The sequence below is a fragment of the Bradyrhizobium sp. genome (genome assembly GCF_035652035.1).
GTDB lineage: Bacteria > Pseudomonadota > Alphaproteobacteria > Rhizobiales > Xanthobacteraceae > Bradyrhizobium.
This window is the reverse complement of the sequence record NZ_DASREO010000104.1, coordinates 1-19,935: the sequence shown is the minus strand read 5'-3', so window position 1 is coordinate 19,935 and position 19,935 is coordinate 1. Positions and strand designations below refer to the sequence as shown.

21 protein-coding genes and 1 pseudogene are annotated in these 19,935 nt (G+C 63.1%); 13 read left to right on the top strand and 9 right to left on the bottom strand.

Translation table 11 applies throughout. The features are described from left to right. Positions 1-367: 367 nt before the first annotated feature. Positions 368-1,411: an SIS domain-containing protein gene (locus VFB05_RS29560; protein ID WP_325019225.1), complete on the bottom strand. Its 1,044-nt coding sequence runs from the start codon at positions 1,409-1,411 to the stop codon at positions 368-370. Further along, positions 1,408-2,304, bottom strand: a complete 897-nt coding sequence (locus VFB05_RS29555; protein ID WP_325019223.1) for an N-acetylmuramic acid 6-phosphate etherase — start codon at positions 2,302-2,304, stop codon at positions 1,408-1,410. The genes VFB05_RS29560 and VFB05_RS29555 overlap by 4 nt, the downstream gene beginning before the upstream one ends. Before the next feature lie 249 nt (positions 2,305-2,553). On the opposite strand from VFB05_RS29555, the gene nagA reads away from it, so the two are divergent. The 7 genes from nagA (at position 2,554) to coaA (ending at position 9,658) form a co-directional block, all read left to right on the top strand. After that, positions 2,554-3,741, top strand: coding sequence for an N-acetylglucosamine-6-phosphate deacetylase (gene nagA / locus VFB05_RS29550; protein WP_325019221.1), 1,188 nt, complete (start codon positions 2,554-2,556; stop codon positions 3,739-3,741). Continuing rightward, positions 3,738-4,100 (top strand): VOC family protein, encoded by a 363-nt coding sequence (locus VFB05_RS29545; protein ID WP_325019219.1) that lies wholly within the window; start codon positions 3,738-3,740, stop codon positions 4,098-4,100. Before nagA ends, VFB05_RS29545 begins: the two co-directional genes overlap by 4 nt. Before the next feature lie 180 nt (positions 4,101-4,280). Then, positions 4,281-5,393, top strand: a complete 1,113-nt coding sequence (locus tag VFB05_RS29540; protein WP_325019217.1) for an ABC transporter ATP-binding protein — start codon at positions 4,281-4,283, stop codon at positions 5,391-5,393. Positions 5,394-5,408: 15 nt separating this feature from the next. Continuing rightward, positions 5,409-6,695 (top strand): ABC transporter substrate-binding protein, encoded by a 1,287-nt coding sequence (locus tag VFB05_RS29535; RefSeq protein WP_325019214.1) that lies wholly within the window; start codon positions 5,409-5,411, stop codon positions 6,693-6,695. 48 nt (positions 6,696-6,743) lie between these two features. Continuing rightward, on the top strand, positions 6,744-7,634 hold the full coding sequence (locus tag VFB05_RS29530) for a sugar ABC transporter permease (protein ID WP_325019212.1): 891 nt from the start codon (positions 6,744-6,746) through the stop codon (positions 7,632-7,634). A 6-nt stretch (positions 7,635-7,640) separates the two neighbouring features. Then, entirely contained in the window at positions 7,641-8,453 is an 813-nt protein-coding gene (locus VFB05_RS29525; RefSeq protein ID WP_325019210.1) for a carbohydrate ABC transporter permease, read from the top strand. Positions 8,454-8,719: 266 nt separating this feature from the next. Then, positions 8,720-9,658, top strand: a complete 939-nt coding sequence (gene coaA / locus VFB05_RS29520; protein ID WP_325019208.1) for a type I pantothenate kinase — start codon at positions 8,720-8,722, stop codon at positions 9,656-9,658. 169 nt (positions 9,659-9,827) lie between these two features. On the opposite strand, the gene VFB05_RS29515 is transcribed toward coaA, so the two are convergent. Next, positions 9,828-10,730 carry a hypothetical protein gene (locus VFB05_RS29515; protein WP_325019206.1) on the bottom strand — a complete coding sequence of 301 codons (903 nt, stop codon included), beginning with the start codon at positions 10,728-10,730 and terminating at the stop codon, positions 9,828-9,830. On the opposite strand from VFB05_RS29515, the gene VFB05_RS29510 reads away from it, so the two are divergent. Next, positions 10,729-10,905: a hypothetical protein gene (locus VFB05_RS29510; protein ID WP_325019204.1), complete on the top strand. Its 177-nt coding sequence runs from the start codon at positions 10,729-10,731 to the stop codon at positions 10,903-10,905. The genes VFB05_RS29515 and VFB05_RS29510 overlap by 2 nt on opposite strands. A gap of 487 nt (positions 10,906-11,392) precedes the next feature. On the opposite strand, the gene VFB05_RS29505 is transcribed toward VFB05_RS29510, so the two are convergent. Next, positions 11,393-12,133, bottom strand: coding sequence for a metallophosphoesterase family protein (locus tag VFB05_RS29505; protein WP_325019202.1), 741 nt, complete (start codon positions 12,131-12,133; stop codon positions 11,393-11,395). An 84-nt stretch (positions 12,134-12,217) separates the two neighbouring features. Then, positions 12,218-12,787 (bottom strand): XRE family transcriptional regulator, encoded by a 570-nt coding sequence (locus VFB05_RS29500; RefSeq protein WP_325019200.1) that lies wholly within the window; start codon positions 12,785-12,787, stop codon positions 12,218-12,220. Between the two features lie 28 nt (positions 12,788-12,815). Here VFB05_RS29500 and VFB05_RS29495 point away from each other — a divergent pair, with 28 nt between their 5' ends. Then, entirely contained in the window at positions 12,816-13,157 is a 342-nt protein-coding gene (locus VFB05_RS29495) for a GNAT family N-acetyltransferase (protein WP_325019198.1), read from the top strand. Positions 13,158-13,373: 216 nt separating this feature from the next. Here VFB05_RS29495 and VFB05_RS29490 read toward each other — a convergent pair whose 3' ends face one another. From VFB05_RS29490 to VFB05_RS29475, 4 genes are all read right to left on the bottom strand, one after another. Beyond that, positions 13,374-15,176: a hypothetical protein gene (locus VFB05_RS29490; RefSeq protein WP_325019196.1), complete on the bottom strand. Its 1,803-nt coding sequence runs from the start codon at positions 15,174-15,176 to the stop codon at positions 13,374-13,376. 58 nt (positions 15,177-15,234) lie between these two features. Beyond that, complete coding sequence (locus tag VFB05_RS29485; RefSeq protein ID WP_325019194.1) at positions 15,235-15,903, bottom strand: phosphatase PAP2 family protein; 669 nt, start codon at positions 15,901-15,903, stop codon at positions 15,235-15,237. A 26-nt stretch (positions 15,904-15,929) separates the two neighbouring features. Continuing rightward, positions 15,930-16,220 (bottom strand): hypothetical protein, encoded by a 291-nt coding sequence (locus VFB05_RS29480; protein ID WP_325019192.1) that lies wholly within the window; start codon positions 16,218-16,220, stop codon positions 15,930-15,932. A gap of 1,033 nt (positions 16,221-17,253) precedes the next feature. Continuing rightward, positions 17,254-17,880 (bottom strand): ParB-like protein, encoded by a 627-nt coding sequence (locus VFB05_RS29475; protein WP_325019190.1) that lies wholly within the window; start codon positions 17,878-17,880, stop codon positions 17,254-17,256. A gap of 135 nt (positions 17,881-18,015) precedes the next feature. On the opposite strand from VFB05_RS29475, the gene VFB05_RS29470 reads away from it, so the two are divergent. From VFB05_RS29470 to VFB05_RS29455, 4 genes and pseudogenes are all read left to right on the top strand, one after another. Continuing rightward, complete coding sequence (locus VFB05_RS29470; protein WP_325019188.1) at positions 18,016-18,900, top strand: ion channel; 885 nt, start codon at positions 18,016-18,018, stop codon at positions 18,898-18,900. Between the two features lie 95 nt (positions 18,901-18,995). Next, positions 18,996-19,337: a hypothetical protein gene (locus VFB05_RS29465; protein WP_325019186.1), complete on the top strand. Its 342-nt coding sequence runs from the start codon at positions 18,996-18,998 to the stop codon at positions 19,335-19,337. Between the two features lie 208 nt (positions 19,338-19,545). Continuing rightward, positions 19,546-19,833: an acyl carrier protein gene (locus VFB05_RS29460; RefSeq protein WP_325019184.1), complete on the top strand. Its 288-nt coding sequence runs from the start codon at positions 19,546-19,548 to the stop codon at positions 19,831-19,833. 10 nt (positions 19,834-19,843) lie between these two features. After that, positions 19,844-19,935, top strand: a pseudogene (locus VFB05_RS29455) (beta-hydroxyacyl-ACP dehydratase); the annotation flags it as partial.

The window sequence follows — 19,935 nt, the reverse complement described above, 5'->3', positions numbered from 1 at the left end:
TGCCAATATTGACGTGAATCAATGCATGAACGACGGATCGTGGGAGGCTTGAATCGCCTCAAGGCTCCTGAAGGGAGGTGAGGTTCATGCACATGTATGAAACGACGACTGGCCGGCGCCAGAAGCCGGGCTACATGGGTCTGTTCGCCATTACATTCCTGTTCGCGTCGATCTTCCTCGCATGGGCTGTGATGCGGGCGTGGTGAAGACAAGCTTTGCGACCGGAATGATGTGATACCCACCCGATTTGATTCGCGCCGAAGGCGCAAGCGATGAGATCATCGCGTTCGCCTTTCAATTGAGCGGAATTTGTCGAAGGCCGCTAGACAATTGCAAGCTCAACACAGCCTCCGGGTCCGCATCATGATTAAAACGTCTCCGTCACCTTGCTCAGCTGCGGTGGCCGGTCCGGGTCAAAACCCCAGGCTCGTGCGGTGGCCTCGATCATGCGATAGGCCGGTACCAGCATGGTGATGGCGTCGGTTGCCGCGTCGTCGTCGCCGATCCAGGGCAGCGACGCGCTTGGTCCGCCGGCAAGATGCAGCGCGATGCGGCTGGCACGCAAGTCATCCGCAAGCTGGTCCACCGTCGCTGCGGTCTCGTCATTCAGGCGCATCAACAGCACCGGCGTCCTGGCCGAGAGCGCCGCGCGAGGCCCATGCTGCAGCTCGGCGGCGGAAAAGCCGAGGGCCGGCAGTCGCAGGATCTCGGCAAGCTTGAGCGCGATTTCGCGCGCCGGGCCAAGCCCGAGGCCACGCGAGGCGACGAACACCGCGGAGGCATTGGCGAGATCGGTAGCGATGGCCGACCAGTCGAGCGCCGCAGCGCGCGCAAGCCGCTCCGGCAGACGGTCGAGCGCGGAGCGCAATGTCGCATCATCGGCCAGCGCCGCGATGAGCTCGGCGCCCGCGGCCATCGAGCCGACCACGGTCTTGGTCGCGGCGACGGATTGCTCGACGCCGGCCTCGATCGGAATCACGAACTCCGCCGCATCCGCCACCGGCGACGGCACGACGTTGACGATCGCGACCGTGCGCGCGCCTGACTCGCGCGCCGATCTGGTCGCGGCGACCAGGTCCGGGCTGCGCCCGGACTGTGAGATCACGATGAACAATGCATGATCGAGGCAGAGCGGTTTGCGAAACGCCGTGATCACCGAGGGCGCGCTGGCGGAGACCGGCAGATGCAGCCGCGTCTCGATCAGATAGCGCAGGAACACGCCAGCGTGTCCCGAGCTGCCGCGGCCGCACAGCACGGCGAGCGGCGCTGTGCTGATATCGAGCTGGCCGGCGATATCCGAGATCGCCCGCCGCCTGCGCAGGATGCGTGCTGCGACTTCGGCGCTGTCATTTGTCTCGCGGGCCATTGCGGAGCGCGCGGGATCCGTCGTCTGCTTGCTGCTCTGCATCATCGGCTGATCTTGTCGGAGAGATCGGCGAACACGCCGCGCAGATTGCCGTTATGGCTCGCGAGCCACTTTTCGGCCTCCGCCCTGTCATAGCCGAGCACCACCAGCGCGGCGGTCTTGATGTCGCCGTCGGTCTGTTCCAGCGCGACCGCCGCCTGCGTCTCGCTGCAGCCGGCGATACGCGCGACCATGATCTCGGCACGGCGCTTCAGCTTCACATTGGTCGGCGGCATGTTGACCATCATGCCGCGATAGACACGACCAAGGCGCAGCATGATTCCGGTCGAGATCAAATTGAGCACCACCTTCTGCGCGGTGCCTGCCTTCATCCGGGTCGAGCCGGCGATCAGCTCGCGCCCGGTCTCGACCAGCACCGGAAACCGGGCCTGCTCGAGCAGCGGCGTATCGGGATTGTTGGCCATGCCGATGGTCACCGCGCCACGCCTGCCGGCCTCCCGCAATGCCGCCACGGTGAACGGCGTCGTTCCCGATGCGGCGACCGCGATCACGACGTCATGCGGCGACGGCTCGGCCGCCGCCATCTGCCTGATAGCGTCGTCGACGTCGTCCTCGGCGCCTTCGATGCTGGTGGTGAAGGCGCTCTCGCCCCCGGCGATGATGAAGCGTAGCCGCGCTGTCGGCCAGGCGAAGGTCGGCGGCAGCTCCGCGCCGTCCTGCACGGCCACCCGGCCCGAGGTGCCGGCGCCGACATAGATCAGGCGCCCGCGATCGCCGAGCGCGCGATAGGCGGCTTCGGTGGCCGCGGTCATGGCGGGAAGCGCGTGGCCGATCGCCGCGACCGCCGCAAGCTGGCCCTCCCACATCGCCTCCATGGCGGAGGCAAGCGCCCAGGCGTCGAGATCGGCAAAGCGGGGGTCGACTTCTTCCGTGGCCATGCGCGATCCGCCTCCTTGAGGGGACTGAATGCGGAACTTGAAAAACCTGGCCGCGTCCGGCCACCAGCTCGAACGCGCCTGATCACCCATTGCAACGCGAAAACACGGTTCCGGGTTCGGCCTCACCCGGCGGCGCTCTGCTCAAATTGACGCTGGCAGGCCACCCAAATGTAGGATCATGCGGCCGCGGTTGAAGATGTTACACTGGCTCTCAGCCAAAAGCGCTGACCAACGCCGACAGACGAGCCCATGGACGACCAGCCTTCCTCCGCTGCCTTCACCATCGCCGCGCCGCAGCTGTTCGACGGCACCGCCATGCGCGGACCGGCGCTGGTCACCGTGGCGGACGGCCTGATCGCGGATGTCAGCTTCTCCGGCGCAGCACCCGCCGCAACGGTCACGCTGCCGCCGGAGACCATCCTCGCGCCGGGATTCATCGATATCCAGGTCAATGGCGGCGGCGGCATCCTGCTCAACGACGAACCGAGCGCAGCCGGCATAAGCCGTATCGCCGCGGCGCACCGGAGCTGCGGCACCACGGGCCTGTTGCCGACGCTGATCACCTGCAACGTCGAGACCATGGAGGCGCTTGCGGCTGCGGCACCGGGCGCCCTGCAAATCCCGGGGGTGCTCGGGTTTCACCTCGAGGGCCCGGCGCTGAACAAGGCGCGCAAGGGCATTCATCTGCAGTCCGAGATCCGCGTGCCCGACGCGCGCGACCTTGCCGCGATCAAGAGCTTTGCCAGGTTCGGCCGCTCCCTGGTGACGCTGGCCCCCGAATGCGTGCCGGCTGCGCTGATCGAGGAGCTCGTTCAGGCCGGCTTGCGGATCGCGGCCGGCCACAGCGACGCCACCGCCGTGGAAATGGCCCGGGCTGCCGACCGGGGGATCACCGGGGTCACCCATCTCTTCAACGCCATGTCGCAGCTGACCGCCCGGGCGCCCGGGGTGGTCGGCGCCGCGCTCGACGACGAGCGGCTGTTTGCCGGCATCATCTGCGACGGGCTTCACGTCGACCCCGTGAGCCTGCGTCTCGCCTTTCGCTGCAAGGGCCCGGACCGCCTGATGCTGGTGACCGACGCGATGCCGCTGGTCGGCGCGGCGCAGCGGGAGTTCCTGCTGCAGGGCCGACGCATCACGCTGGACAACGGCCGCCTGACCGGGCCGGACGGGACGCTCGCCGGCGCGCACCTGACGATGATCGAGGCCGTGCGTAACGCCGCCACGTGGCTCGGCATCGACCTGTCCGACGCGCTGGCGATGGCCTCGCGCACGCCGGCGATGTTTCTGGGACTGGGCCGCGAACTCGGTGCGGTCCTCGCGGGTTACCGTGCCGACCTCGTCGCCTTCAATGACCGCTTTGATGTCATCGAGACCTGGATCGGCGGCCAATCAACCCAGGACGCGGCGCCGCAGCAACGGAAGGTGTCGTCATGATCGAGGCCATCAGCGCCGTCACCCTTGCAACCCACGACATGGAAAGCGCCGTGCGGTTTTACCGATCGCTGGGCTTCGATCTCCTGCATGGCGGCGAGACCGCCGCCTTCTCCAGCTTTGGCGCCGGCCCCAATTATCTCAACCTGATCGCCCAGCCCGAGCAGCGGCACTGGTCGTGGTGGGGTCGCCTCATCTTCTATGTCGACGATGTCGATGCCATGTACGAGCGGGCGCTGCGGGCAGGCCTGGAGCCCTCGACCCTGCCCCGCGATGCCGAATGGGGCGAACGCTATTTCCACCTGACGGACCCCGACGGCCATGAGCTCAGTTTCGCCCGGCCGCTGCGGGGCGCGGCATAGCGCCGCGCGCGCGAGGCCTACCAAGGTATCGAAGCCCGCCTGCTGGACTTGGCTGCGGATTTCGCGGCAGATTTGCTGATCCGGCCCCGACAGCACCTGTCACATAAGCTTCACGAGCCATTTTTATCTGGGGACGCCGGCATTTGCCGCAGGATTGGACCAGGGGATTATCAGGCGATCATGAGCAGCGTCGACGTGCGATCGGTGACGAAGGCGTGGGGCGAGACGCGCGCGGTCGATGATGTCTCCTTTTCCGTCGGCAAGGGGGAGCTGGTGGTGCTGCTCGGCCCCTCCGGCTGCGGCAAGTCGACCATGCTGCGGATGATCGCGGGCCTCGACGAACCCACGACAGGCATGATCGCGATCGAGGGCCGCGATGTCGGAGGACTCACGGGCTCGGCGCGCGGCGTTGCGATGGTGTTTCAGTCCTACGCGCTGTTTCCGCACCTGACCGTGGCCGACAACATCACCTTTGGCCTCTCGGTGCGCGGCACCTCCAGGCAGGAAATCGCCGAGCGGCTGAAGCGGACGGCGGCGCTGCTCGATCTTCAGAAGCTCCTGTCGCGGAAGCCCGCGCAACTCTCCGGCGGCCAGCAGCAGCGCGTCGCGCTTGGCCGGGCCCTGATCGCGGAAGCGCCGGTCTGCCTGCTGGACGAGCCGCTCTCCAATCTCGATGCGCAGCTGCGCCAGGAGCTGCGCCGCGAGATCCGCGCGCTGCAGCAGCGGCTGGGTATTACGATGATCTATGTGACCCACGACCAGACCGAGGCCATGAGCATGGCCGACCGCGTCATCCTGATGCGCGGCGGCCGCATCGAGCAGAACGGCCGTCCTGCCGAGCTCTACGAGCGGCCGGCGAGCCTGTTCGCGGCGCGCTTCATCGGCGGAACGCCGATGAACCTGCTCGAGCTCGACGACGCGCCGCAGGGCGCGATCATTGCGGGCACCGCGGGGCCGGCGCTGTTCACGGGCCAGGGACGGGGCCGCGTGCTGGGCCTCCGACCGGAGGATGTCAGCGTGGATAGCGCGAATGCACGGGCGTCCCTTCACGCCACTGTCACCGCGGTCGAATATCTCGGCGCCGAGGCGCTCGTCACCTGCAGCCTCAACTGCAACCTTGGCGCAAGGCCGATCCAGGCCCGCACCCGCGGGGATGGCGCGCCACCGATCGGCGCCAGAGTAGGGCTGAGCTGGGAGGCCGGGGCCACTCACCTGTTCAATGGCACAAGCGGCGAGCGTCTCGACATCGGCGCCGCCACGCACGCGCCAGAACTCCACAAGGTTACGACTTAAAGAAAGTATCAGCGCATGAACATGTTTGCCAAATTCACCACTGCAGCGACGCTCGCGGCGGCCGTTCTCGGCAGCTCAGCCGCTTGCGCAACCGAGCTCACCTTTTATTACCCGATCGCGGTCGGCGGCCCCATCACCAAGATCGTCGACGGCTATGCCGCCGAGTTCACCAAGCAGCACCCCGATATCACGGTGAAGCCGGTCTATACCGGCAGCTATCAGGACTCCATCGTGAAGGCGATGACCGCGGCCAAGGCCGGCAACGCGCCCGACATCGCGATCCTGCTGTCGACCGACATGTTCACGCTGATCGATAACGACCTGATCGAGCCCTTTGACGCGCTCGCAACGAGCGACGCCGACAAGGCCTGGATCAAATCGTTCTATCCGGCCTTCATGGAGAACAGCCAGGCCGGCGGCCATACCTGGGGCATTCCGTTCCAGCGCTCCACCATCGTGCAGTACTGGAACAAGGATGCGTTCAAGGCCGCCGGCCTCGATCCGGAGAAGCCGCCGAAGAGCTGGGACGAGATGGTCGCCATCGCCAAGCAATTGACCAAGCGCGATGCGTCGGGCGCGGTCACGCAATGGGGCCTGGAAATCCCCTCCTCCGGCTTCCCCTATTGGCTGTTCCAGGCGCTCACCACCCAGAACGGCGCAATCCTCGCCAACCAGGACGGGACCAAGGTCGCCTACAACGATCCCAAGGTGATCGAGGCCGCGCAGTTTTTCGCCGATCTCAGCCGCAAATATGAGGTCATGCCCAAGGGCATCATCGATTGGGGCACGACGCCGAAGGATTTCTTCGAAGGCAAGACCGCGATGATGTGGACCACCACCGGCAATCTCACCAATGTCCGCAACAACGCCAAGTTCGCGTTCGGCGTGGCGGCGATGCCGGCCAAGGTCCGCGGGGGATCGCCGACCGGCGGCGGCAACATCTATGTCTTCAAGACCGACGACAAGGCCAAGCTGAAAGCCGCGGTGGAATTCGCCCGCTTCCTCTCGACGCCCGAGCGTGCCGCCGACTGGGGCATCGCCACCGGCTATGTCGCGACCCGCCCCGATGCCTGGGAGACCGAGGCGATGAAGAAGTACACCGCCGACTTCCCGGCCGCTGTCGTGGCGCGCGACCAGCTCAAGGACGCGGTGGCGGAATTGTCGACCCACGACAATCAGCGCGTCACCAAAGCGCTCAACGACGCACTGCAGGCGATCCTGACCGGGGCAAAGGAAGCAAAGCCCGCGCTCGACGACGCGCAGGCTGAAGCCACCCGTATTCTCGCACCTTATCAGCACTGACAAAGTGTGCCGGCTGGTGAGAGGTCACCGGCCGGCACTCTCTCTCACATGGGCAAATCGCATCCGGCTCGGCTGAACATCCATTTGCAGGGCTGGCTGCTCGCGCTGCCGGCGGTGGTGCTGCTTGCGACCTTCACCCACGTGCCGGCGGTCGAGACCATCATCGACAGCTTCTTCTCGACCCCGCATGGCAAGCGGGCGGCCACCTATATCGGCCTCGACCAGTACCGCACCATGCTGGCCGATCCAGTGTTCTGGCTGGCGTTCCGCAACAACCTGCTGTACGCGCTGATCACCGTGCCGCTGGCAATCGCGCTTGCGCTTGTGATGGCGCTGTGGGTGAACGGCAAGATCAGGGGACGCGCAGCGCTGCGGCTCGCCTTCTTCACCCCGACCATCCTGCCCATGGTCGCCGCCGCCAATATCTGGCTGTTCTTCTACACGCCCGATTACGGCCTTTTGAACCAGATCATCCGCCTGTTCGGCTTTGCCAGCGTCAACTGGCTCGGCAATCCCGCAACCGCGCTTGGCGCGCTGATGGCCGTGACGGTCTGGAAGGAAGCCGGCTTCTTCATGATCTTTTACCTCGCCGCGCTGCAGCAGGTGCCGCCGGTGCTCTACGAGGCCGCGCGGATGGAGAATGCCTCGCGCTGGCTGATCTTCCGCCGCATCACGTGGCCGCTGTTGATGCCGACCACGCTGTTCGTCGCCGTCAATGCGCTGATCAATGCCTTCCGCGTCGTCGACCAGGTCATCGCCATGACCGGCGGCGGTCCGAACAACGCGACCGCGCTGCTGTTGTTCTACATCTACCAGGTCGCCTTCAGCTTCTGGGACTCCGGCTATGCGGCGGCGCTGTCGACGGTGCTGTTGTCGACGCTCGCGGCAATCGCCTTCCTGCAGTTCTTCCTGCTCGACCGCAAAATTCATTATCGCTGAGGACGCATGCCGGACCGCTCGACCAGGTTGATCTCGACAGCAGCGGTCTGGCTGTTCGCGCTCGCCTTCGCCTTGCCGCTGCTCTACGCGATCTGGGCCGCCTTTCACCCCTCGGCCTTCGCGACCCATTTCAATCCCACAGCGCCCCTGACATTCGACAATTTCGTGCGCGCCTGGACGGCCGCGCCGTTCGCCCGCTACTTCCTCAACACCATCCTCCTCGTGCTCGGCATCATGGCCGCGCAGTTCGTGATCTGCACCCTCGCAGCCTTTGCGCTCGCACGCTGGGAGTTCTTCGGCTCCGGCGTGCTGTTCGCACTGATGCTGGTGCAGCTGATGGTGACGCCCGACGTGCTGATCCTGGAGAATTACCAGACGCTCAAGACAATGGGCCTGATCGACACGCTGACCGGTGTCGGCCTGCCCTATGTCGCCTCCGCCTTTGGCATCTTCCTGTTGCGCCAGACCTTCAAATCGATCCCGAGGGAACTCGACGACGCCGCGCGGATGGAGGGCGCGAGCACGCTACAGACGATCTGGCGCGTCTATCTGCCGCTCGCCCGCCCCGTCTACGTGGCCTATGGCCTCGTCTCCGTCAGCTATCACTGGAATAATTTCCTCTGGCCGCTGATCGTGACCAACTCGGTCGAGACCAGGCCACTCACCGTCGGCCTGCAGGTGTTCGCCTCCGTCGACCAGGGCGTCGACTGGTCGGTGATCTCGGCCGCCGCGCTGATGACCTCGGCGCCCCTGATGATCGCTTTCCTGTTGTTCCAGCGCGCCTTCATCCAGAGCTTCTTGCGCGCGGGGATCCGGTAAGGACGGCTTGGCCCAGGACGAGACCAGCCGATGCCGGCGAGCGACAGGTTGCCGGCCTCCGCAATTTCAATGCACCCGCGCGAAGCTGTCCATACGCGCATTGTTGCGGAAAGCGGCAGGCTCTCTCGCTCAATCGCTGATAGCCGCTCAAAGCGGCAGCAGCTATGGTTTGGGGAGTGAGAAGCAACCATGAAGACCTGCGGGGCATTGAAGGGTCTTGATTTTCCCCGAAAAAATCCAGCGACGGCATCGGCCACCGTGAACGGATGACAATGACCCACTCCGACGAGCTGTCCGCATACAAAATGTTCGGCCGCAGCGATTGGGCGGCATTGCGCTCCAACACGTCGCTGCCCCTCTCGGATGCGGATCTTTCGGTGCTTCGCGGCTTGAACGAGCCCATCATGTCTGCCGAAGTTGCAGACGTGTACCTGCCGCTCGTCCGCCTGTTGAACCTCCATTTCTCGGCGGCTCGCAACCTCATGCGCGTCAAGGCGGAATTTCTCGGTCGGCCGTCACGCGCTTCGCCCTACATCATCGCGCTGGCAGGGAGTGTTGCTGTAGGCAAAAGCACGTTTGCCCGCGTCCTTTGTGCGCTTCTGGCTCGCCTAGCGGATCATCCGCGTGTCGAGCTGGTTACGACCGACGGCTTCCTGCACCCCAACGCCGTTCTGGAGGAACGCGGGTTGATGCGGCGCAAGGGGTTTCCCGAGAGTTACGATCTGCCGCGGATGCTAGCCTTCCTCTCGGCCGTAAAGGCCGGCGAACGCACGCTCGAGCTCCCCGTCTACTCGCATCTGATCGGCGACGTCATTCCGTCGGAACGTCAAGTCGTCCGCAAACCGGACATCCTCCTTTTCGAGGGCCTCAATGTCCTGCAGGCGCGCGGGACCGCACCCGTGGTCGTCTCGGATTTCTTCGATTTTTCGATCTACCTCGATGCCGATCAGGATGACATCCAATCCTGGTACGTCGAGCGCTTTCTTGGGCTGCAGCGAACGGCCTTCCGAGACCCCGCGTCCTATTTCCACCACTACAGGGACCTCCCGCCGAAGGACGCGCGCGAAGTTGCGGACAGGTTATGGCGCGAGCATCATCGCGCCAACCTCCGGGAGAACATTCAACCGACGCGGACGCGGGCCGACGTCGTGCTGCGCAAGCGTTCCGACCATTCTATCGGCGAAGTCTGGTTGCGGGAAACATAGCGCCGCGTGCGGTGAAGGCCTTCGATCGAGCACGGCTTCGGCATCCTTGTCGTACCAAAGGCAAATCGTGTTCTTTGCCATTGCGCGTCCTCTCAGCTACAACTAAAAGTTGCCGGCCGAACCAGCGCGCCGGGCTCGTCGTCCCTGCGCGCCGGGATGCTGAGGCTGGTCAGATCGTTCTCACCTTCGACGATCTTGCGGTTCGCGGATGCTTCGCCGCGTTGTGAACCTCCCGCGCCGCTACCTGGCTGTGCTTCTTGACAGGCTGCTCCGCGTGCTGGGTTTTGGCCCCGCGGTGAGAGGCGTATTCCTTGCCGTCGATCGGTGCGACGTGCGGCGGATCGCGATCAAGGTACGGCCGGCCGATTCCGAACTCCTCGCCGTGCACGTCGATCCATTTCCACAACGCTTCGCTCGACGCGTAGCGCTGGTCGCGTGTCTCGCCCTTGATGCTCACGAGGTCAGCCGCGAGCCCATGGCCATAGCCGCCACGCGAGCTCCCGCCATGGTAGGACCGATCACTCGCCGCCTTCAGGCCGCTCGCGATCGATTGACGGTAGTCATCGCGGAACGCGCTGGTGATGCCAGGCGCGAGCCCCGCCGCCTCCGCCGCGCGAAGCAGGTGAAAGAGCTTGAGCTTGAAGCTTCCATCCATGCCGCCAACCACGTAGTCCATGATCGGCATGCCCACACGTTCGGCCGCCTTCGGATCCTTCCAGCCGAAATCCTCATCGACAAGTTTCGTGAAGCTCTTCGTGACAGTCACGGTCTTGCCGCGCTTCTTGACCGTCACCTTCCTCTGTTCTTCGACCTTGATGCTGTCCTCCTTGGGCGTCCGCTGATAGATCGCCCACAGGTATCGATCGATGCAGGCATCCTCTGCCGGACACGCGTCAGGAGTGTCGACAGGATTCACAGCGTTCGGGACGTCGTTTGGCAGCCGATCCGACGGGCTCGCCATTGCCAGCTGCAGGGCCGGTGCTGCGGCGGGCTGCGGCTGCGGCGAAGCGACTGCGGCCGCCATCTCGGCGACCGGCTTCGGCTCACCCGCCTCATGGGCTGGATCAGCCATGCTCAGAGCCGCCGCCTCAACGGGCGGCGTTGGCGACGACGGCATCTGCGACGAAGCGCCCGGCGCTGGCTCAACGTTCAGCTTCGGCTGGTCCGCGACGGCCGTCGGCTCGGCCGCCACCTTTGTCACCGGCTCCGCTGCGGTCGCCGGATCGACGGGCCCGAGCAAGACATGACCGGGCAAGACTTGGCCGGGCAAGACTTGGCCGGGCAAGACATGAGGAACGGCACTTGCCCGCGGTGCGTCCACCAGTTCGACAGCGGCGGCCAAGGATGGCAGGCGGCGATCCTCGAACAAGGCGGCGCCGGTGTTCTGGATTCCGGCCGACCCGAATCCGGAAAACCAGGCGACAATCAAACCCGCCACAACGGCCGTTTGGAACAAGCCCAACACTTGCGCAGATCGCTGCGGATTCATGGTCCCAGCCTCCATAGGCTCAATCCTGAGCCGAGTCGCACAGCCAAGCATCCAGAGCACGATTGTCCGCCGACCCCCTCGGCCAGCAAAGCCGCAAACTGCGGCTCAATCGCCTTTTTCAGGGGATTGTTGCCCCAACGCAACGCCTGCCACAAGCATCGTGTTTGGCGCGGGAGGTGCGTCGGTCCCGGCATCAGGTCCAGAGCTCCAGGGTGAAGCGGCGAAGCGGAACGCTCCCTTGGGTCCTACTTGACGTATCCAGAACACAACGCCTGCGCCCATTCCGGACGATTGTTTGCCCGCGCACGCGCGGATGCCGACTCCCAATCATATTCCAGGGCAAGAAGCTCGACCTGCCAGTCCCTGCCCTTTTTCGTGAGGGTCGCATAGCGGGCGTGTGGCGAGCGATACTCCAGGTTCGCAGCAAACGGAATGTCCGCGAACACCGGGCATCCCACGCTTCCCGGATTCAGTATCAAGCACCCGCGCGGACCGCGGACGACCGCCTGGCGATGGCTGTGCCCACACAGCACCACCTGCGCCGCCAGCTCGTTTCCCAGTCGCTGTTCCAGAACCTCCCGACGCGCAGGCGCGAAACGACCGTCGTCGAGCGCTTCCTCCAACAGGCACGCGCTGTCGTCATCCGGCGTGCCATGGCAGGCCAATATCCCGTCTTCCAGGCGGAGTTGGGACGGCAGACTGTGCAGCGCGCGCCTCTGCTCCGCGGTCAATGCGTCACGCGCAAACCTGCCGGCCGACGAAAGCCGCTGCTCGGGATACTCCTCAATCCACCGATCATGGTTTCCGCGCACCGTCGGCAGCGCCAGCGACTGCAAGGCCTCGAAGGTTTCCCTCGGCCACAACGGGCTGGTGACGCAATCTCCCAGATTGATGGTGGTGTCGACACCACGCGCCGTAATGTCGGCCAGCACGGCCTCCAGAGCGGCCAGATTTCCATGGACATCAGAAATGATCGCCAATCGCATCGCATCGCTCCACCGAGGCCAGCAATTTAGCGCAACTTCCAGAGACCGTCGCTGATGTTCTTTAGGCTTCGCCGCCACAGGCGATCACCGCTGACTGGCCACGGCGACCAGATAGACGCAGCGCTTTCGTTGCCGGTTTTCGAACCGACAATCGGTTGGTGAGCCCAACTGCAAACAGTCCCCCTCGCGCAATTCGTGGGTCTCCTCACCTTCGGTGAAATGGAGTATTCCGCTCAACATCCAGATTTGCTGATGAATGAAGGTGTACGACGACGCCGGATAGGCGATCGAGGCACCCGGCGGAAGTTCGCCGCGCACAAGCTGGATCGCGCTCGCGCCGTCCGGAGAGATTGCCGTTCTCGTAAATCCCGTCTGCGGATCCTGCCAGACGCTCTGCTCATCGGCACGCACAAGGCGCGATACCGCGCCCTCGGCTCTCGCCAGAAGCGTGGAGACTGTAAGCCCAAATGCCCCCGAGAGATGACCGAGCAGCGCAGCTGTCGGGCTCGATTCGCCGCGCTCGATCTTGCTGATCATGGCTTTCGACACACCGGAGCGTTCGGCGAGTTCGCTGAGCGACCACCCGCGGGCTTCCCGCTCGGCCTTGACGCGGGTCGCCAGGCCGATGTCGAGCGCGTTGACAATATGAGACATTTGCGCGCACGCATTGGATGTCGGCGGCTTGCAGGCGCCCGATGTGACGTTTTGGACGGCATGGGATCACGATACGCTGCTCGCGGTTGGCGCACTGAAACGGCTTGCCGATGACCATGGCGAAGTGAAATCGATGCACACGGCCCGGCAGGCGCGACGACAAGGCGCCGCCAGCGCGATGCTTAGGACCATCATCGCGGCCGCACGCGGGCGCGGCATGTCGCGCCTGAGCCTGGAAACCGGCTCGTGGGATTATTTCCTGCCCGCGCACGCCTTGTACCGGAAACACGGTTTCGTCGAATGTCAGCCGTTCGGCGATTATGCCCCGGATCCGAACAGCGTTTTCATGACGCTTGATTTGGGTCGTTGATGGGCCGGAGGCTGCCGACGTTAGGTTGCCTGACCGTGCTGTTACAGGCTGCTTGGAGAAAGCAAGGAGCTTGTGATGGCACCACGCGGTCTCGCTGTCGCGACGGATCAAGGACGGCGATTTCACCACACGCGGGGCCGTATTGTGAGGGCCGATTTCATCGCGCAGGAAGTGTGGGCCGATGGCCTCCCCGCCACTTTTAGGCTTAGCTCGGCTTCATTTTCGCACGCGCCATGTCGTGATCTTGCCCGCAGAAGCGGCGTCGATCCGTTCCAGAAAGTCAGGCGCTTCTCCCCGAGCAAGTGTTGCCTCCAGGCCGTCTGGAGCGCGCTCAATAATGCTTCGATTTGGATCCGTTTGGCAAATCACCACGTAGTCGACGTGCCGGTCCGATATCATTTCATGCGCTACCGACGGCCGCGCCAACATCAGCTTTAACATTGCCAGGTTGCCGTCATTGTTGCGATGATAAGGCGCTCCGAAGACGTCGTGGTTGGTTTCCACCAGAATTGCCGGTCCGAGATCGATGGGCGCCATCACACGTCCTTTTGGAAGTTGTTTCAAGGACGCAACGTCCGAGGGGTTTTGGCATCTTGAGGCTTCAGGAGCGAGGTCCATCTGTTCTGGCGGAAAGATCAGGTAGATCAGTGGCGCCATCGGCGGGCCGATCGTTGCAAACATCGCCGGTGAAACGACGAATGCCAGCACTGCCAGGTTGCGTCCGATGGCAAGCGAGGGCCAGACGATAGCGGCACCCGCGGCAAACAACGGGGCCGCCGCCACGGCGGCGCCTCCCGTACCTCGCATTTCCCATACGCTAATCGCGAATAAAGGGGCGAGCGCTGCGATGCCAACCACCCAGCGGAACCGCTCGGAAGGTTTCGATCGAACCAGGGCCGCCGCAGCGATCCCCAAAGCAATCAATGGAAACGCATAGAAGCCGAGGACCTCCTCCGGACCGAGCCGGAGCATCGTCGCAAGTGAGATCGTTTCCTGAACCTTGTCGAGCCATAACGACACGACAATCGGATCGAGCTGCCCATAAGGCGACGCGATGTGTCCGGCAAATAACCAGACCATCGCGCCGATCAAAGCGATCGCCGATGCGGTCGCAGTGGCCACACGCAGCCACAGCGCAGTGTGGTAGCGATCGATTCCGACCATGGCCGTCAAGCCAACACCTCCCCCAACAGTCAACAGCAGAAGTGGGCCGCCCAGGGAGTCAAAGACGGGTGCCACGAGTCCCGGCAGTGGAAGCAGTGCCAATGCGAGCACGAGTGACGATGCTGCCAATGCGATCGCAAACGCCAGGACTTGTCGCCTAACGGGTGCGCCTCGCCAGATGAAAAGCCCCACCACAGCAATGCTGATCGCCGCGATCACGGGCAGCATTTCAACGCCGATCGCCAGCGACAACGCTGCCATGAAGCCGGCCAGCGCAGCTTTGAACGTACTGCGCTCGATCTGCAGCGTGAATAGAGTGAGGGCCAGCAACAGATCAATCTGGGCATTGTGGTGATCTATCGCGCCCGGTCGAAAATGAACGAGTGCGGGCACGGCCAGCAGCGTGAGCACAGCTGCAGCGATCTGCGCAGCTACGGAACCATTGCTCATCTGCCGCGCAATTGTCACAACAAGCGCGACCGCCGCAGCGAACAGAAGCAGGGGCCACACAAACAGCGTCACAGCCTCCGCATCGTGCGTTCCGATCAGCGGCTTCAGCAAAGCAACAAACATCGCCAAAGGCGCGTCGATGATGCGCGACCAGTGCATCAGCACGCCGGGTGGGTCCAATCGATATTGCATGAGGTCAAGCCAGCCTTGCCCGTTCAAGAGATCGCGAACTTCGACCAACCGCATCGTATCGTCGGTAGACATCGCGTCGAATACGCTGGTCTTGATCCAAAGCAATTTGATCGCGAGCACCGCTGCCAGTGCGAGGACCGTTATCAGGATGCCTGATCCGTCGCTGCGCCGCTCTTTCGGCAACGCGCCGGAGGTCGAAACGAGATCGGACATGGCTTCCTCATTGATGATGCGGCGTTAACAGGCGGCATGCGAAAAAAGGAGCAGCGAACTATCGATTGGTTTGATATTGCAGGGCGGCCTCAACGGTCAGGCTCTCCATTGGGTCGGACGTGCCCATAGAGACGAGCTTCTGAAGCAGGCGAACCGCCAAGAAGATCGAACCGCCGGCAACGGCGGCTCCTCCCACGACATCTATGACGTAATGCGCGCCGATCACCGGCGTGGCCGCTATCATCCAGGTGCTGAGGCCGATCGTTACCCACCGCAAGCCCCGAACCGGCCATAACGCCCAACAATAAAGAACAGCCGACGCTGTGTGGAAGCTAGGAAATGAAACGATACCCACCAGCTTAAATAGCTCAAGGTGGCGCAACGAGCCATTGCGCAAGGCGACGATGTCCCGGAGCTGCGCCACATAATTCGACGAATCAAGCAGCGGAAATCGCTCTGCCGGGGATAGGTTCAAACCGTAGTAGGTCCCGACGGCCGGCACGAATATTGAGATCACGATGGTCACGGCGAGCGCAATATTCAGCGCGAGGACGAATTGCTGCAGCCGAATTAGCCGCGACACCATTGTTAAAGCGATGGGAATGCCGAGTAACGGCCACTTGATGAGTCCGTAGCCATTGTTCAGATATTTCACAAGCCAACTGTGGTCGTTTACAAACGCGGCAATCAATTGAGGATCTAGACCGATGGCGCGGTCGATCAGCAATAGCGTGTGATCCTGCAGCGGGCAATTCAACGCATTGGCGACGTAGCTGAGGGGGCCGACAATCGCCGTGACCAGGATGAAACTTGGGCGGTGGAACCGAACCAAAAAATCAACTTGGGATCTGCGAAAGCGAGTGCCGAACCATAAGCGATGAGAGCTAGTGAGAGCCCGATCGCGATGGTCGTGCCGAAGGCGAGTGGTTCCAATGAAAATGCCGTGCAGGCGATCGCAACCAGCAGCACGGTGCCCATTGCGACTGTGGGCAGCCAATTTAAGCGAAATGCTTGCCAGGCAAAGCTGCCTTCACTTTCGTTCATGCTCTACCGAAAATTGCAATGTGTCGATAAACTTCAGGTAGCAAGCCTATCTCGGCTCTCCCTAACGCTTTCTAAAAGTGCACGCTTCACTTTCAGCGTCCGAACGAGAGGGCCTTGGAGAGGCGTTCGCGGTCCCAACCATCAAAATCGTCCGGACCGCCGCTTGAGTTGGCAAGGATGAAGTTGATCGGGAGCCCGCCAGTCACCGCGGCAGCGCCGCCGCCCCGCATACCAGCCATCCGCAAATTGCCCGTCGTGCCAATCTGCCGCAGGCGGCTGCCCTTGCAATTTCGGCAAATCGGAAGCATCCTTTTCACATCCCGCCTCACCCAAGAGGGGGCGCATCGCGATCGTCATGAGGCGCGAGGCGGGTTGCGGTGGACGCGAGGGGGCTGACTGACGAGCGGCGCCTTCAGCGGACGAGCGAAATCGTGTGGTCCTGGCGCCCCAAAGGCTGGCGCTAATGCCGACGATGCGCAAGCGCATCGCGGCGGACGGTGGCAATCGGCAAGGTTCACCGAGGAGATCACGTATAAGCCGTAAACCACTGCGCAGGGAAGGCCGGTGTGATTCCGCCTGTACCTGTGGTCTTCGCGCTTTCGCGCAGTTTTTTCGCGCGAGGGCACGCGGGTGCATGCGGACACCCGGTCTTCCCTGCGCCCTCCGTTGTTCGAGGGCGACACAACAGCAAGACTCGGGCGCGAATTGCGCCGCGAGGATGCGGAGTCACATGGGTACGTCATTGCAAGGAGCCAAGCGATGAAGCAATCCAGAATCGTATCCGTGGCCCTGGATTGCTTCATCGCTTCGCTCCTCACAATGACGGATGCTAACACCGTCATCCTGAGGTGCTGGAGCGAAGCGGAGGCCTCGAGGGATGAACGGCCCCGCTGCCAGCATCCGAGGCCGTCGCCCTTCGAGGCCCGCCGCTTCGCGACGGGCACCTCAGGGTGACGGATCTAAAACTTCACATGCTCTCAGGGTGACGGTTCAAGAGTTTCACCGGTTCGTAGCTCGAGGCTCACGGCCCCCCCTACGCATCCTCCGAGGGGCCGCACCAGCCGGGCAGATAGATCGCGTCATGGGTCTTGGCGAGGCGCAGCGCCTTCTCCATCGCCTTGTCGAAATCCTCCTCGACCAGCTTGCGCGCCATCTGGCGACGCAGGAAATCGGCCCAGAGGAATTCGGAGAACGGCGTGGTGTCCTTGGCAAAGCCGCCGGAGCGGCGGAGTTCACCCGCGAGACTGCGGAATGGATCGTCCTTGAGCTCGCGGATCGATTTCGGCAGGTCCTTGAACGGGCGACGCTCGCCCTTGTTGTCGTAGGGATAGACCCAGCGCTTGTTGTCCATCACGTTCCAGAACGCGTCCTTCCGCACCATGCGCAGGTCGCCGATCACGGTCACCAGAATATCCTCGATGCCCTCGTCGTGCAGGGCGCGGGCGAGGTGATGATGATCGACCACGTAATACCGCTCGTCCGGGCCGTAGACGACCGGGATCATGTGCTTGCCGATCATCTCCGCCTGCTTCTTGGCCGAGGCCTGCTCGCGGAAGCGCCGGCGCTTTTCCTTGACCTCGCGCATGCCGACTGTCATCTGCGTCGGGCGCAGCGACAGGATCGGGATCGGGTGGACTCTGGGTTCGCGCGTCGTGTGCATGAGATATCCTCACGGATTGGTCGCCAAATTGCTTGTTCGGAAAACGCACGATTATGACACGATGGCAAGACCGGTCACAGGGGTTATCACACGCCATTGCAAGGCATTGCTACCTCTACGGGAGACGAAAGAAGGATGTTGAACGGCCACAGTGAACGGGTCGCCAAGCCGCGTGTCGTCAGGATCGGCGGCCGCGAGATCATTGCCGAAGGCCTGCATCTGAATTTCTGGGCCGACATCAGCCATCGCTGCATGACGGCCACCTGGCCCTCCTTCATCGCCGGCGCGGCGCTGGTGTTTCTCGCCTTCAACGCGATCTTCGCCTGCTTCTACTGGATCGGCGACCAGCCGATCTCGAACGTGCCTGCCGGCGGTTACATCGACTATTTCTATTTCTCGATCGAGACGCTCTCGACCGCGGGCTACGGCGACATGCATCCGCAGACCCATTACGGTCACTTCGTGGCGGCGATCGAGCTGTTCACGGGCATCTTCTCGATGTCGTTGATGACGGGATTGGTCTTCGCGCGCTTCTCGCGGCCGAGCGCGCGGCTGTTGTTTGCGGCCAGCCCGGTGATCTCAAATCACGAGGGCGCGCCGACCCTGATGATTCGCTTCGCCAATGAGCGGCAGAACATCATCGGCAATGCGACCGCGCGGCTCTGGATGTTCAAGAACATCACGACAGCCGAAGGCCAGCCGTTCCGCCGCTTCTATGAATTGCCCCTGCTCCGCAACGAAAGCCCCGCACTCGCCTTGAGCTGGACGCTGCATCATGTGGTGGATGAGGCCAGCCCGCTGTTTGGGATGAGTCCGGAAGAGCTCGAGGCGACCGACGTGTCGCTGATGGTGGTGGTCTCGGGCTATGACGTTGTTGCGGCGCAAACCGTTCACGCCCGCAAACCCTACCAGCATTCCGACCTCCGGTTCGGACACCGCTATGTGGATGTGCTCAGCATCTCCGACGACGGCCGCGTGCGAATCGACTACGGCAGGTTCCATGATACTTTGGAGGGATGATGGCTGCGATTTGACATGGTGTTCACAAGATTTTCTGTGAGAAGCGCGCAAGCCCGTGCTAGATATTTATTCGACGATTTCCGGAGCCGGCAGCCGTGAAGACCCAGCGGCCCATCGTGCAAGACGACGATCATCGCGTGATCCAATTCAGGCCGCGCAACGCGCTTCACGCCTCCCAGTTGCAGGCGCCGCTGCAGCCGCAGACCAGGCAGCCCGAGAAGCTGATCGAGCCGCTCGATCTGTCGCGCTACGAGAAGCCGCGGGCCGCACCGGACGATTTCCGCCAGCGCATGCTCGCCAATATCGCCGCCTTCGCCTTCACGGTGGCGCTGACCGCGGTCGGGATCTGGCTTGCCATGAGCATCGCCGACCTGCGCAGGACCCAGGACTGCGTGCTGATGGCCCGGCGCGACTGCGTGCGCATCTCCATCCACTAGAGGTGGCCGTCCGGCAGTCCTCCCGATCATTCAAAAAGCCCCAAAATTCGGCAGAACGTAGCCTTTTCGCCTCCATTGAACTAAAGGCGGCGCTCCGATATACGGGCACTCGACTCCCAGGCGGCGGGGATCGAGGGCCACTCTCGGGCGCGGATGGCCACCTGCCGCAACAATCTGGATTTATCTCCAATATATCAAAGGCTTAGTGATGTCCTCAACATTCGATCAGGTCGCCACGATCATCGCCGAAACCTGCGACATCCCGCGCGACACGATCACGCCGAATAGCCACGCCATCGACGATCTGGGCATCGACAGCCTCGATTTTCTTGATATTGCGTTTGCCATCGACAAGGCATTCGGGATCAAGCTGCCGCTGGAGAAGTGGACCCAGGAGGTCAACGACGGCAAGGCGACTACGGAGCAGTATTTTGTGTTGAAAAACCTGTGCGCGCGCATCGACGAACTGGTCGCCGCCAAGAACGCGGGTACCTGATCTCGGTCTCATGAGAATCGAATATTTCCAGCTGATCGATCGCATTCTCGACCTCAACCTCGACGAGAAGACGATCACGGTCGAGGCCCAGGTTCCCAAGGA